This window comes from Cohnella thailandensis (assembly GCF_014212135.1).
Lineage (GTDB): Bacteria > Bacillota > Bacilli > Paenibacillales > Paenibacillaceae > Cohnella > Cohnella thailandensis.
The window spans coordinates 144,252-158,885 of the sequence record NZ_JACJVQ010000007.1; the positions used below are offsets into that span (position 1 = coordinate 144,252).

At 50.6% G+C, this 14,634-nt stretch carries 8 protein-coding genes; 1 reads left to right on the forward strand and 7 read right to left on the reverse strand.

What is annotated here, in order from left to right:
• The 3 genes from H7B67_RS10635 to H7B67_RS10645 all read right to left on the reverse strand — a co-directional run bounded on the left by H7B67_RS10635 (position 1) and on the right by H7B67_RS10645 (position 4,026).
• Positions 1–930 carry an ABC transporter permease gene (locus tag H7B67_RS10635; RefSeq protein WP_185119801.1) on the reverse strand — a complete coding sequence of 310 codons (930 nt, stop codon included), beginning with the start codon at positions 928–930 and terminating at the stop codon, positions 1–3.
• An 87-nt stretch (positions 931–1,017) separates the two neighbouring features.
• Complete coding sequence (locus H7B67_RS10640; RefSeq protein ID WP_185119802.1) at positions 1,018–2,682, reverse strand: type 2 periplasmic-binding domain-containing protein; 1,665 nt, start codon at positions 2,680–2,682, stop codon at positions 1,018–1,020.
• A 378-nt stretch (positions 2,683–3,060) separates the two neighbouring features.
• The gene (locus tag H7B67_RS10645; RefSeq protein ID WP_185119803.1) at positions 3,061–4,026 is read right to left on the reverse strand and encodes a WYL domain-containing protein; all 966 of its coding nucleotides are present in this window, start codon (positions 4,024–4,026) and stop codon (positions 3,061–3,063) included.
• Positions 4,027–4,144: 118 nt separating this feature from the next.
• Between H7B67_RS10645 and H7B67_RS10650 the strand changes: the two genes are divergently transcribed.
• Entirely contained in the window at positions 4,145–4,570 is a 426-nt protein-coding gene (locus tag H7B67_RS10650) for a VOC family protein (RefSeq protein ID WP_185119804.1), read from the forward strand.
• Between the two features lie 357 nt (positions 4,571–4,927).
• Here H7B67_RS10650 and H7B67_RS10655 read toward each other — a convergent pair whose 3' ends face one another.
• From H7B67_RS10655 to H7B67_RS10670, 4 genes are all read right to left on the reverse strand, one after another.
• Positions 4,928–7,474 (reverse strand): right-handed parallel beta-helix repeat-containing protein, encoded by a 2,547-nt coding sequence (locus tag H7B67_RS10655; protein WP_185119805.1) that lies wholly within the window; start codon positions 7,472–7,474, stop codon positions 4,928–4,930.
• 152 nt (positions 7,475–7,626) lie between these two features.
• Entirely contained in the window at positions 7,627–11,664 is a 4,038-nt protein-coding gene (locus H7B67_RS10660) for an Ig-like domain-containing protein (protein ID WP_185119806.1), read from the reverse strand.
• A 165-nt stretch (positions 11,665–11,829) separates the two neighbouring features.
• Positions 11,830–13,317 carry a glycoside hydrolase family 43 protein gene (locus H7B67_RS10665; protein ID WP_185119807.1) on the reverse strand — a complete coding sequence of 496 codons (1,488 nt, stop codon included), beginning with the start codon at positions 13,315–13,317 and terminating at the stop codon, positions 11,830–11,832.
• A 210-nt stretch (positions 13,318–13,527) separates the two neighbouring features.
• Entirely contained in the window at positions 13,528–14,628 is a 1,101-nt protein-coding gene (locus H7B67_RS10670; RefSeq protein WP_185119808.1) for an MORN repeat-containing protein, read from the reverse strand.
• Between the last annotated feature and the right edge of the window lie 6 nt (positions 14,629–14,634).

Sequence of the window (14,634 nt, forward strand, 5' to 3'; positions counted from 1 at the left end):
CTACCAGAGACTAATATCGGAATTGCGCTTCGCTATCCAGTTCATCGTATAGAGGAAAACGAAGTTAATGAACGTATTGAAGAGACCGATCGCCGCGGAGTAACTGAACTGGTTGGAGACGATCCCGATCTTGTACACGTAAGTCGAGATGACCTCGGAGACGGGAAGATTAAGCGAATTCTGCATCAGGAACACCTTCTCGAAGCCCGTGCTCAAGACGTTCCCCATGCTCAAGATAAACAGGATAATGATCGTCGGAACGAGCGCAGGAATATCGACGTGGAGCATCGTCTTCCACTTGTTCGCGCCGTCCATCTTGGCCGCGTCGTACAGGCTCGGATCGACCGTGGAGAGCGCGGCCAGGTAGATAATGCTGTTCCAGCCGACATGCTGCCAGATATCGGACAAGACGAAGACGGGAACGAAGGAGCGGGTCGACGCCAGCAGGTTCAAATCCGTATGACCGATGCTCGAGATCAAATGCCCGACGATGCCCGTATTCGGTGACAGCAGAACGTTAAGCAGCCCGACCATGACCACGATGGAGATGAAGTGAGGCATATAGACGATCGTCTGCAGAAATTTCTTGGCTCTAACCCACTTGACTTGATTCAGGATCAACGCCAGCAGGATCGGAGCCGGGAACCCCAACACGATCGTCGCCAAGCTGATAAAGAACGTATTCTTCATCAGATCGCCGAACTGGTAGCTATGAATGAATTGCGAGAAATAGTGCAACCCGCGCCATTCTCCACCCGTTAAGCCCTTGGAAAAATCGAAGTCGCGGAAAGCGAGCTGGATGCCATACATCGGGACATAGTTGAAAAGAAACACGACGGCGATCGCCGGCAAGACCATCAACCAGAGCTGATAGTCGCGCCGAAGCTCCGACAAGGCTCTGTTAGCGGGTTTATGCGTCCTTGACGACATAATCAGCCTCCTGAGAAAGGAGGATGCCTCTCCTCTGGGAGGATGAAGCATCCTTCCGGAATGTGTGCTAGGCGAACCCGAACCCGATTAATTCTTGCTCTTGTAATCGTCGTAATATTTCTGCATGATGCTAAGGTTGCCGTCCAAGCCGATCTTCTGAATGTTCTTCACGTACGCATCCCACTCCTTGCCGATTCCGCCCTTGGTTACCCATTGCGAGAACTTGGCCATCGCGAGATTCATCAAGTTCGTGTTCACGAGGCTCATCGCGTTGTTATCGTCCTTGCTGTACTTGATGAACATGCTCGGCAGCACGTCGTTCTCCTTGTCGATCGCGTTCATGACCGCGTCGAGCGGTTCCGTCTGCTTGCCGACGGATTGCATGTCGGTTCCGAGAGTCAGATTCAGGGAATCCGAGATATACATCGGGCCGTTGTCCGCCCAAGTAGACGTCCACTTCCACGTACCCGGATCCATGTTGGCGTCGGTCGGCGGCAGCACCGCATAGCTGCCGTCGCCATTATCCTTGATGTTCGTGCCAATCGAGCCGAACAACACTTGCATGCTGACGACCGGGTCATACAGTTGATTGATGAACCGCATCGCCGCGTCCTTGTTCTTGGTCTTCGCCGACATCTCGATCATGTTCACGCCGTAGTTCAGCGTGTTGAAGTCATAGTCGTACGACAATTGAACGTTGGAATCGGCGGAAGCTTTAAGAGGCGACATCGACGCGTACTGCGGCGCCAACGTATTGCCGAAGCGGTCCGTTACTTCCCAGCCCCAGGAGAACCCGACCTTCGCTTTGTCGCCGCTGCCGCGGGCTACCGATTGGAACTTGGAATAGTCCTGCGTGAAGGCCTCCGGATTGATCAGGCCGGCCTCCCAGCACTTGTTCAGGAACTCGACGAGCTGCCGGTACCGGTCGTCGACGAAGAAGTTCTTGATCTTGCCGTCCTCCGCGAAGTACCCTTGCCCGCTGCTGTCCGTAAGCGTAATGCCCAAGCTGCCGAGCAGCACCTGCGGCTGGAAGAAGCCGAAGCCCGTCGTGCCGACCGGAGCGAAGTCCATCGGGATTTCGTCGTTTGCGTCGCCGTCGCCGTTGGCATCCTTCTCCTTGAAGGCGACGAGCACGTCGTACAGCTCGTCCCAATTCGTCGGCATCTGGAGCCCCAGATTGTCGAGCCACTTCTGATTGATATATTGACGGGACACCGTCGAAGGCCAGTACCTTTGATATTTAGGAAGACCGTAGATTTTGCCGTCCGTCTGCGTCGCGATGACCTTCGTCTCCGGCTTCTCGTCGAACATCGCCTGCACGTTCGGTCCGTTCGAGGCGATCAGCTCGGTCAGGTCCTGGAACAAGCCGGGGAATTGCGCGAAGTCCGCGTCCGTGATCGCGTTCGGCCCGACGATGAGGTCCGGAATGTCGCCGCCCGCGAGCAGCGCTCCCTTCTTCTGATCCCAGTCCGCGGAGATCTCCTGCCACTCGATCTTGACGCCGGCGCGCTCCTCCGCCTTCGTCAGCCAATCCATCTTGGACAACTCTTGCGTGAGCGGATGTTTAACGATGAGTCCCGTCAGCTTCACCGTCTCTGCCGGGGCGCCGCTTCCGGAATCGGCGGGACTTGCGCTTGCGTTGGCCCCCGATGGACTTGCGGAAGAGTTATTCCCGTTGTTGCCGCCGCTGCATCCTGCAAGCAATGACGCGACCAAGCCGACCGTAAGCAATGCGGGTAATGCTTTTCTCATTTGTAATCCTCCCTTTTACCAAGCGTGATTAGTTCAGATGCAGGGATCGTTCATGCCCGATGCGCCCTTATGGAAGCGTAAGACGATAACCGCCGCCTTTCGATTTCGCGATCCCATTAACACCTTATCCGCGCTGAGGAGGAGCTGTATAGAAACAGTTTTTGAGCCATCGGCATTTATTGAAAACGTTGCCATGTTGGCGCTTGCAATGCTGCCTTTGGCCCGATTTTCAATTTCTGCACATCCTCAAATTTGGCGAATCGCAGGCTTGCAAAATAGAAAACGGAGCCTGAGAAAGCTCGCGGCTCCGTAAATTTAAGGGGTAATCTAAACCTCGTTTGTTGTTCTTGCGGCTAAAATGAGTTTAGAGGAATGCCTTTATTCCTGCGTCACGATCCCTTCGTCTGCGTAACGAACCATCAAATCAGACAGCAGTTGCCTAATCGCTGCACGCAGCTCCTTCGGTTGCCGCACCGTAGCTTCCTTGCCGAGCCCGACAAAATAAGAAGCGAAATACGGGATATCGCTTCTCTCCACATTTCCTTCGAGCCGCCCCGTGCCGTCATTGAAAACATGGAGCAGGGGAACCGGGCAAGGATTCGCTTCGCATGCTTCCACACCTTCTTTGGACAGATCAGCATACAGGTACACGCTATCTTCTTCAAGGCGAATTAACTCTTCTTTACTCCCCAGATGAATCTGCTGCAAGTCAAGCGGCGGGGAATCCGAAGGAACAGCTGAATCGATCCGATCGCAGCGGAACACACGAAAAGACTTGCGAAGAAAGCAATAGGCCAAGCAGTACCACAGTCCCCCTTGGGTGTATATGCCTATCGGTTGAATCTCTCGTTTTCCCCGCTGCTGTTTAGATGCATAATCCACAAGCAAGACAACTTGTCGGATGGCTGCATCCAGCAATACGGGCAAATGCGGTGACTGTGCTCGTCGAACCGGCGTAATGAAATCAACTCTGTCTCTCATCTTATCGATCCGGGCGCGCACATCTTCCTGCATATAAGTATAGAATTTGTTCAACGCGGTTGACGTTTCGGTTTCAAACGGCAGAGATGAATATCGACGCAACGCCTGAACAGCGAAAAACACCGCCGCCGCCTCCCGCTCTGTAAAGGCGATCGGAGGCAAAAGCCGTTCTTGCAAAATCCGGTAGCCGCCATGCGGGCCTACTTCAGAATACAGAGGTATGCCTAGCTCGCTCAACTCCTGCAAATCCCGAAGGATCGTCCTCATAGAAACGCCGAACTCATCGGCAAGCTCCTTGACCGTAAATCGGCGCTTGCGATTGACCGCAACAATTAATTCCATCAACCGTTTAGCTTTAGACACTTGCCAATCCTCCTTGCTTGCCAAAAATCCGCTATAACCATGACGTGATTTGTCACTATTATCCAATACAATCATAGAGGAGTCCAATCCTAAATCTAATTGAAGGAGTTGTAGGAAGATGAATGTCAAATTCACCCCATTTATTATGCTCGATGGACATGCAAATGAAGCAATCCGGTTTTACGAACAGGCTCTTGGCGCGCAAGTCGTGTTCAAACAAACGTTCGGGGAAATTCCAGAGGATGGAAACCCCTCGCCGATAGCCGAAGAATGGAAGCCAAGAATTGCCCATTCCGTATTGGTTGTCGGCAGCTCCGAACTGTTCGTCGGCGATACAGAACCTAACCAGCAATTGGAGCGCGGAGATCAGGTCAACATCTGCGTTACCGTGAAGGAAGTACCGGAAGCAGAGCGTATTTATGATTCGTTGCGCTCGGAAGGAAAGGTACTCATGCCTTTGCAACCAGTCTATTTCAGTCCCGCCTTCGGCATGGTAACGGATCGGTTTGGAGTTACCTTTCAAATCTTCACAGAAACCATCTAATCGTCTAACAACTTCATTTTGAAAGATTGATCGTATGGAACATCCGATCCTTCATTGCTAGAGTAAAGAGCTGAGTTTTTTTCAGCCCCTCCTCATCAAACCGTACGTGAGGTTTTCCCTCATACAGCTTTCCGATGTTCGTCATTCATGTGCATGCGACTTATAAAAGGGTTTTGAGTCCATGTAATTGGCATTGTAAATTCACTTCGGGACCCATACCGCGACCGGACTTCCATCAGCTAGAAGAGACGTGCTTAGCTGGACACGCCAGAAATAAAAAAACTCGCCTCTATGGAAAGGCGAGTTTTCTTATTCCATTAAACTTCCCGTTAATCTACCGCTTTGCCTATGACCGACTTAGTTCGAGTCGGCGATAACGATCTCATCCAGGTAAAGACTGTCACCCGGGGCTCCTGACGGGCTATATATCTCGAGATAGACATTTGCAGTCCCGTTAGGCGCGGCAATGTTAGCGTCGGCCCGCTGCCAGTTAGTCGATAACCCGCTCAGCGGTATAAGATCGGTTTGCAATAGTGTCTGGCTTCTATCAAACCATTTAACCCTGAGCGTCACCTCGGATAGAGATCCGGTACCTTGCTTGGCCCAATAACTCACCCGCTTATTGCCGGCACTTGCCGTAAACCCGGGCCAATTCGCGGTTACTATGCCCCAACCCCATGAATCCGCTACGTCAACACGAAGGCTGCCGGTCCCGCGATGCGCTTCGTATGTCGATGCCGTAACGGAAGCGGAATACCAGGACTGCCATAGACCGGCCGAGGCTTCACCGCCGGCCGTGTCGGCATCGAGAGCATTAGGCGCATCGCCAACTACCATGTCATCCAGGTAGAGATAATCTCCCGGATTCCCCGAACCGATAAGAGATACGAGCACGGTCGATGCTCCTTCAGGCGCATCGACCAATGCGGACGATTGCTGCCACTCGGCTGTCAGAGCAGGCGATTTCAGTTCGTTCGTTTGCAGTACCATGTTGTTACTATCCAGCCATTTTACAATCATCCTGGGTTGCAAACTTGTCCCCGAACCAAGCTTGCCCCAGAAGCTAAGCTTCTTCAATCCTGCTGTCGTAGAAAACCCTGGCCAATTCGAAAGCGCCGCTCCCCAGCCCCATGGGTCGGTAACATCGATACGAAGACTGTGCGTTCCGCTGTTCGCTTCATGAGCAGACTGCGTGACTGATGCGGAATACCAGTTTTGCCACTTTCCGATAGAGTCTTCTAGAGTAGCCGAATCCGCGTCCAGATCATTTGCGGCAGGCGCGGCAGGTTCAGCCGACGGCGTTCCGCCGCTTGAACCGCCGAAGTCGGGATCGCCGTCGAATGTGCTATTCCTATCTTGGCTGAATGGCGCGGATCTCCAAGTATTAAACGACACGGCCTCTCCGTATCCTTGGGCAAAGCGCCAATTGCCGACGTATTGATTATCATGGAAGCGGTTATGGTTCCCGAACATCACATCCTCTTGAATGCCGGCAACGGTATAGGGCGACCACGGTATATTGTCGGCTCCCGTTGCAATCAAAGCCTGTACGCCGCAGTAAGTACCCGCGCAAGGCACAACATTCTCGTCAAAATGAAACTCGTTGTTATTTACCTCAATATTGCTTGCATGCCACCGGCAATCGGTCTTGTAGGGTTCGGAGGCAATATCGGTATAGCAAGGATGCGCGTCGCTGATCGGATTCGGGTAATCATAACTGCGCCCGGTGTCGGGAATAATCGTTGGATCCACGAATGGCGTACAGTATCCCGTGCTTGTATTGCCGTTTGAGTTACAGAATCGGTTTGCATTTTCGTAGATAGAAACGCCCGAGAAATTATCGATGAACGAATTGTCGTAGATTCGGATCTTTGGCGCTCCGCTTACGGTCGAAGCAAGACGCGCATCGCCGCCCGATTCGGACAGGTAAATGGCCGGGCCGGGCGATCCTTGATTGTTATTGCCGCTTACCCATGCATTGCGGCTGATCGTATTGTTTCGGATCGTAGCGTTGTAACTAATTTCGTACCAAATGCCTTCGCCGTCGTTATGGTCGATCCAATTCCCTTCAATCAGGAAATCGATGTTATTCGTATCTGCCCACAGACCGGTTCCTTTGTTATCGTGTATGTAGTTGTTGGTTATCTTCGCGCCTTCCACATCCCAAAATTTACCTCCTCCTGTGCAGCCGCAACCGGGAATCTGAGCTTCCCAGTTATCCGTATTATTTCCGGCAATTTCGTTATGGTCGAGCACGATATTTTTAATGGCCGAATCTCCTTCAATCGGAGGTTTATACATGCTAAAGCCATACTGACCGTTATCCTTCAGGCAATTGTAACGGACAACATTATCCGTGCCTAGAAACACGCCTGCGCCGTCATTATTGGAGATCGTGTTATATTGAATGGTCCAACCGGTGCCGGCATCGTGGTTGACGACGCCTTCGTTATTGTTATCATTGCCTCGGCCAAAATTTGTGATGGTGAGATGCTGGATGGTTACGTTCGGTACATCGCCCGTGAATGCGTACAAATTATTATTCCGTCCATCGAGAATTGCGCCCGGAGCTCCAATATAGGTCGTGTTGGCCTTGGCTTGAATCTGACCATAAATATCGTCTGCAAGCGTGTGCGTGCCTGGCTCAAACCAGAACGTAGCCCCCGGCCGATTGAAATCGAAGCCGCCGTTATCCCCTGCCGGCACGATCACAGCCCCATCGGGAGCGACGCTTGGACCGCTTAATAATCTCGGATCCGTACATACAGCCGCTGGCGGAGAAGCGGGCCAAGAAGCATCAGCATAGGCATAATTGACGAAGGATGGCATAATGGTTCCGGCAAAAAGAAGCGTCAACAGCACGACATTGAAAAAAGTGCTATGACGATGACGAATGGCTTGCATTGGGCACTCTACCTTTCTTGGCGATATTTTCCTTCCATCGTGCCTTTCTTCGGCATAATTCGTCAATGATTATAAAGCCTCATTTCGTTGGGAATAAAACGGGAAAGAAGCTGATCCTTCGATCAGCCTCTTTCCCGTTTTGCAATGATTCTTTAATTTGCGGGTTCGTTCTTCTTTTTAAAGTAAAGTTGAACGGTTCCGTAATGGTTCGCATATTGAGGAATGCCTTCATATTCGACCACTTCTTCTACCGCATCTTTCGAAGTAACGATGTTTGTTTCGGAATCGTATTTTGCAAAGTGGAATATTTGACCGTTCGAGCCGAATGCCAAAATCGTTGCTTCGCTCGGATCCGATGTTTGTTCATACCCGGCAATGTCCAACCTGGCAACCGTCTCTTCATGATTCGGATAATAAGGTCCATCATTATCAAACCACAGCCAATAGTAATATTCCGTTTTGTCTAAGGCAAAGCCCAGACAATTATAGCTTGCATCCGCCGGAGAAATGATCCGAGGCATTGGCAAATTGGTGATGATGGATTTGAAATCATCGATATCCCGAATCGCAATATAAACTTGTTTGCGGATGTATCGGACGGTATCGTTCTGCGGATATATTCTCACTTCGAAAGTATGAAAAGCGCCTTTGACCGATTCGCCGGTCAATGCCTCATAGTCTTGCTCATTGTCTGGAATTTCGATGCCAAGTCCTCGATCCGCCACGTCCGGTTTCCACTCGGCGATGTACTCGTTGTCCGATATTTTCTCCAATTGAATCGTTTGTCCATTATACGAGGCGGTAGCCGAATTGATCGGATGATCATACGACGTTACATGGATCGTAATCTTACCGTTCGAATCCACGAATCTTACGTTCTTCAATTGTTCTTCGACCGAAGAATCGTTCGTTGGTACATCGAAGTCGAAATGGAGATCCGTGGCCGATTTATGAATATAGGCAAGCGAGTAGAGTTGGTCCGGATTGCCCACATCCGCTGACGGTAATTTGCACAGCTTGCCCGTTGCGATGGCAACGTCATCGTCGTTTAGGTTGTCCAGATCGCCTGTCTCCCAGCAAACCCCAGTGGATATCGTTCGTCCGTCATCCAGCGTTACGTTGACCTCTCTGGGAAGATCGGATTGACTGATGACCTCGTTGAATTGCTGGACGTCAACGACTTTATGCCTCGTCTCCGGTTCTTCCGGAACGCCGGGCGCGTAGTAAGTGTCCACCCGGAAGAATCCGGATAAATTTACGATGTCGCTAGGTAGATTGCACGCATAGGCGACAATGGAAAATATCCCCGTCGGCGGATAGTTCCCATCCACATAACAGACGCTCACTTTCATGGTTTCGCCGTTGGTCAATACGGCCGTAGCCTCAGAAGGCAGTTCCTTGTATGGATACACTCCAATAGGCTCTTGTATGGCCTTTATGGCCGGCGGCTTGATATGGGCGACGGCAACAATGTTGTACGCGTTTAAATAGTATTTAAAGGTGCCGCAAGGAATTCCGATCCGAGTATCTTCGTCCGACGCCAGACCGCCATACCAACATACGTTTACAGGCAACTCGGTTTTTGGGTAATCGCCAAATGTCGCCATTACCTGTGTCGGCAGCGGCTCCCCGGAATAAATCTCGACAGGTTCAATGGATACAAGAAAGCTGCGCATTGGATAGTCGCCGCTTAGGTTCGAATCGGGATCTCTGAAGTACGCTTTATCGCCGAATTCGAAGCCTAGCTTAAAGGCTTCTTTTCGGCTATTGCCGACACCGTCCGGCAGGACAAGCGAACCCGCAAGCTGATAGTTAGTTAAGTCCCAAGGCACGCCTGTTAATTCCCAACGTACGCTTGCTTTCACCATGTTGCCATTATCCAAACGAACGTCGATTTCCCGGGGCAATTGGGAGCCATTCACGAGCTCGAATGGCTGCTCGGGAATTTCCAGGATTTCCTTGACGCTCTGATCGGCCCAGACCTCGACCCTCGCGAGCACGTTTCCGCCGATATCGCTGATAACGTCCGGCGGCAAATTGACGTTGCCCGATACGAGAAAGGTTTGATAAGCAGGATTAGTCGGCGAATAGTCTTCCCATCCGAAGTAATGGTAAATTTGCCACTCTACTCCTACCGTCATTCTGCTGCCATCCTTCAGAATCGCCTCGACAGTAGAAGGCAAATGGAAGGCATCCAAGCTCTTGGCCGTTCCATGCGAAGCAACCAGCCTTGGATACTCGATGTCTATCATATGCTTGAAGTCGGTAATCGCCTTTTTCACTTTCACGGTAGCCCATACGACCGTCCCTTGGTTATCGTAAACGCCTTCCGGAAGATGGGTAAGCGTACCTCTGATTCTGATTTGCTGCTCATCCATTTGATTTGGATCGTACGTTGTACCGCCGTTGTTAGCGTCAAGCTCCCAATTGACGTCGACATTTATTTTGCTCCGATCGGACAACAGCACTTCGACTTGATGCGGCAATCCGAAACCCTCCACGGTTGCAGGGGCTCCATGCTCCACTTCGGTCGTCACCGCGATCGGATTGTCACTAATGACGTGCAAGGCGTATGCCTGAACGGTAATGCGGGCGCTGACTTTGATGAACTCGTAGACATTCGTAATACCGGCAGGGAGATTGGTTACGGTGCCGTAAACCCAGAAATTCTGTTCGAGTTTGTTGCTCGGATCGTATTGAACATTGTCCGATTCCCAGTTCACGTCCAGCATAACCTTGCTGCCATCGTCCAACACGGATTCTACTTGATCAGGCAATTGCAAGCCTTCTTTCGTTCTGGGCGCGCCGTGATCAAGCGAGCGATAAATATCCGCATATCTCGTAATATATCGATTCTTCACGGTGACTTTGGCGCTTGCGCTATACCCGTTGCTATTATAGATTCCTTCCGGCAAATGGACGAATTCGCCCGTAACCCAGAAGCTCTGCGCGTTGGTTGATGCCGGGTCGTAACTCACCCATTCCAATCTCCATTCGACGTCGACAAGGCGCCGGGTTCCATCGGACAACGGGACTTCGACTTGGGCGGGCAATCCCAGGCCGGCTGTCGTTTTAGGAGCACCGATGGGGACTAGACTCGTAATTTGGGCAGGAGAACCTTTTATCTCTAAGAGACTCGGATCCGCGATAACCTGTACTTGAGCAAAGGCCATTTTCCCGAGTCCGTTCGTTACGCCTGCCGGAAGATTATTAAACCAGCCTGACACGTAAACCCATTGCCTCGTGCGAATCGCAGGGTCATAATTCACCGTGTCCATCTTCCATGAGACGGGAACGATCGCCGTACTGCCATTATATAAGGTCGCCGTGATTTGCGCCGGCAATCCCAAACCTTCGGCTGTTTTGGCGGCTCCATTCGCTGCAGTCAGATCTATGTAAGGCACTGATTTGATGTCCGACAGCTCATGAGTCGTAATAGAAGAAGCGATCTTAAATCCCGGATTAACCACTCCTGCGGGAAGGTTCGAGAGAATCCCCGTAACCTTGTAAAAGTTGTTTTGCACGGCAATCTCCCAGGTAAGATCAGCCGCGATCTTGCTATTATTGCCTAACGTGACTTGAAATTGATCCGGTAGCCCTAACGATGCCGCGGTTGGATTCGGCTGCTTCTCAAGATCATACGGCATAGGAACATAAGGGATAGATTGAACGATGCTCGCCGAATCCGCTTGCGAGGCGAATGTTACCGTCGTTTCGAATCCAAGATTTTTGCTGTTCGTGAATTCGGTTGGCTGGCCCGTTGTCGATTGCTCGCTCCGGATCTTGCCCGCGATCGTAAACGATTGCGCATTCTCGTCAAGCGTAAGGCCAATTTTAGACGTATCCCATCCCACGTCGACGGAACGTACGGTGTTATCATCCATCATAACCTCCGCTTGGAACGGCAGCAGCATGAAGAGGTCGTTAACGCTCGTCCCTCGCGCAACCGTTATTGGCGGGATGATCGAAATCGTTTCTTTAATATCGGGCAGGATATCGTTACTTGCCGAGGGAACGGCTGAACTTGCTGTCCCGGTCTCGTTCACGGAATCGACGTTCATGATTGGATGGGCTTCACTCGGCGTTGATTCGACAGCTGCATTCGCAAGAGGAATGTTGGTACTTAATAGGCACAGGATAAAAATGTACAACAGGAGACGAAATAATACTCTTCTTTTAACCGTTTCCATAATGTCAAGATCCCCCTATGAAATGAAATAATAACCAGGTCACAAGTAATAAAGTATCATATAAAGGAAATTAATCCTATTAATTTTCTTGAAAGGCGCTCCTTTGCAAAATAAAAAAACGGAGCCCGAGTAAGCTCGTGGTCCCGTTATGGTTAGCCTTACTTATCAATACTCGCATTTAAAATCAGAGAATTCCGCGAACGAGTTCGGACCGCACGCGTACAATCCGATGATGACGCCCGTAAATCCTCCCGCGACTTCGGAGGAAAGGTATTTCGTTTGCGCGGTACCCAAAAGAAGGTCTTCGCCGCCGGAACGAAGGTAGAAACGATAATGGGTATGGCTCGCTTGCACCATCAAGGTTGCGCTTCTGTCCTCTTTTAGTTGGATCGTTTTCTCGATGGACTTAATGTCTCCTACGTTCAAGCGTTCAATGACCTCATAGCCGCTGCCCGACTTTCGAATGGCGAGATCGTAATGATGATTCTCGTCCATGTATAGCGAAATGCCCGCCTCGCCGTCCGAGAGCGTAATATCGCAGGTAATCGTCGCTTCGAAATCCTTCTGGCGAATGCCGATGAAGGTAGGGGAATCCGCCTGGTCCAGCGTGACTTCGGTGCCTCTGAGCTGCAGCTTGTTCTTCTCCAAAGAGTAATTGTCCTTGTTCGGATGACGAAGAAAGCACCAATCCAGGTTCCAAGCCGTATTCTCAAAGGTATAGAGCTTCTTCTCTTGCTGAACGACTTCATCCGGAATCCGGTCGGTTTCAAAAGCAGTCAGCGTGGTTCCGCGGTCTCCGGCCGTAAACCACCCATCTTCGCCGAAAGTAACCGGAGTCAGAAACACTTCTCTTCCTAAGTGATGATACGGAATCCACTGGCCGATCTGCCGGAAGCCCAGATGCAGCATCCACCAATGTCCGGAATCGTCTTGAACGAGGTCGCCGTGACCGACGGCTTGAACCTCGTAACCGCCTAGATTTCGATTCGTTAGCACGGGATTATAGGGATAAGCCTCGAACGGACCGGACGGAGACGCTGCCCTTGCGTAAGTCACGAAATGTCCGAACTCCGTTCCCCCCTCAGCCGCCACCAAATAGTACCAGTCGTTTATTTTGTACAAATGCGGGGCTTCCAGAAAACGTCCGCCCGTCCCTTGCCAGACAGAGCGGCTCGGCGTCAGCTTGCGTCCCGTTGCGATGTCGATTCGGCATTGAACGATGCCGCCGACTCCTTGGTCGTCCGTTCCATTGCTCATGAAATAAACGCTTCCTTCATCGAAGAACAAATCGGGATCGATTCCGCCTTGGTCCACATAGACGGGATCCGACCATTCGCCGTAGATGTCGTCGGTCCATACGTAGAAATTCTGGCGAGTCGTATCATTCGTAGTGGTCATATAGAATCGTCCGTCATGGTAACGGATCGTGGGGGCGAACACCCCGCCCGAGCTGTTCACCTTCTCGAGTTGGATCTGGCTCTTACGGGTGAGGCAATGCCCGATTTGAGTCCAGTTGACGAGATCCTTGCTCTCAAACAGGGGAACGCCGGGGAAGTATTGCATAGAACTGCAGACCAGATAATAGGTATCGTTAACCTTGCATACGCTCGGATCGGGGTAGAACCCTTTGATGACGGGATTGTTGTATTTCATTTTCCACCTCAGTGTCTTGGATAAGAGATCGCAGAGATCGCTACTATGAATTCTATCGAACACCAAGAAAAATCCCACCCGTATTATTAGCGGAAAAATCATGTCAATTCTTCGTTTACAGTTAGCGCAAAAAAAGCATCTCTTACGAGATGCTCGACAGGCCGTGTCAGGACGGCGATATTCGTTTCCCTAATCGTTTCTTCTAATCGCTTATCGAACGATTTTAATACCGTCAGGCACGTTAAAAGATCCGCCCGAGGAACCGTTGCTTCCTTGATTTCGAATCGTGATGTTGATTTCTACTTTCGAGTTCGAGTAAGTTTGTCCGTTCCCGGTAGGTTTGGCATCTATAAATTCCCCATCGTAAATAAGTTGACCGTCGGTTGTGTAATCATAAAGCTTCCCTTGTCCGTTCGGGACTCCATTCACGAAATCCCCATCATAAGCTAGCTTACCGTCGATATATAATTTTCCCTTCCCGTTATAGATGCCTTGATCGTGCTCACCATCATATAATATCTTTCCGTTGTCATAGAATTTCCCTTCCGCATCCAGCGTACCGTTCTCGAACTGACCCATATACAATAGGTTCGAGTTCTCATCATAGAATTCCCCATGACCTTGGAAGGCTCCATCAACAAACGATCCTACGTATCGCTTGCCGCCATTCGAATAATATTCGACGCCTTGACCATCGGGACGGAATTTATCCGTTGTCATATCGCCTTTATATTGCAAACTGCCATCGGGATAATAAATTTCTGCTGTACCCTTCTTGCTATTGTTCTCGAATGACGAACGGGAATAGACCGTTCCATCCTCGTTATACTCGATCACTTCGACAAGCGAACCGTTTCTGGTTCCGGCTGCCATAAGCTTGCCGCTCTCAAAATACTCTTTGCCGACAAAAGTAGGCTGTCCATGGAGAAATTCGCCTTCGTAACGCTTTTGTCCATTGGCACGATAAGCCGTTCCTTGCCCATGCGCCAAACCATTCAAACTTTCTCCAAAATATTTATACGATTTACCATTGATCATAACCTTGGATTCAATGGTAGACTTAGCAGGGTCCGCATTTGTCGTCACGACCGGTTCAATCGGAGCAGAAGCAGATGCGGATGCGGACGCCGTTTCGATCGGTTCTTCCTTCCAATTTGCCGCTTCAGCCGATTGTGCAGGTTGCTCGGATTGTACAGGTTGCGATTGCGTATTACGGGCGTTATCCAAAACCAAGTCCGAACGAGTAAAATAAACAAATGTACAGATGCCCAGGAAAAGCACGCCGTTGACAGCCCAATGAAGTTTAGACAAGGTTTT

Coding starts and splice junctions, on each gene's coding strand:
- H7B67_RS10660 (WP_185119806.1), bottom strand. CDS start 11,664: ATGGAAACGGTTAAAAGAAGAGTATTATTTCGTCTCCTGTTGTACATT.
- H7B67_RS10655 (WP_185119805.1), bottom strand. CDS start 7,474: ATGCAAGCCATTCGTCATCGTCATAGCACTTTTTTCAATGTCGTGCTG.
- H7B67_RS10665 (WP_185119807.1), bottom strand. CDS start 13,317: ATGAAATACAACAATCCCGTCATCAAAGGGTTCTACCCCGATCCGAGC.
- H7B67_RS10640 (WP_185119802.1), bottom strand. CDS start 2,682: ATGAGAAAAGCATTACCCGCATTGCTTACGGTCGGCTTGGTCGCGTCA.
- H7B67_RS10635 (WP_185119801.1), bottom strand. CDS start 930: ATGTCGTCAAGGACGCATAAACCCGCTAACAGAGCCTTGTCGGAGCTT.
- H7B67_RS10650 (WP_185119804.1), top strand. CDS start 4,145: ATGAATGTCAAATTCACCCCATTTATTATGCTCGATGGACATGCAAAT.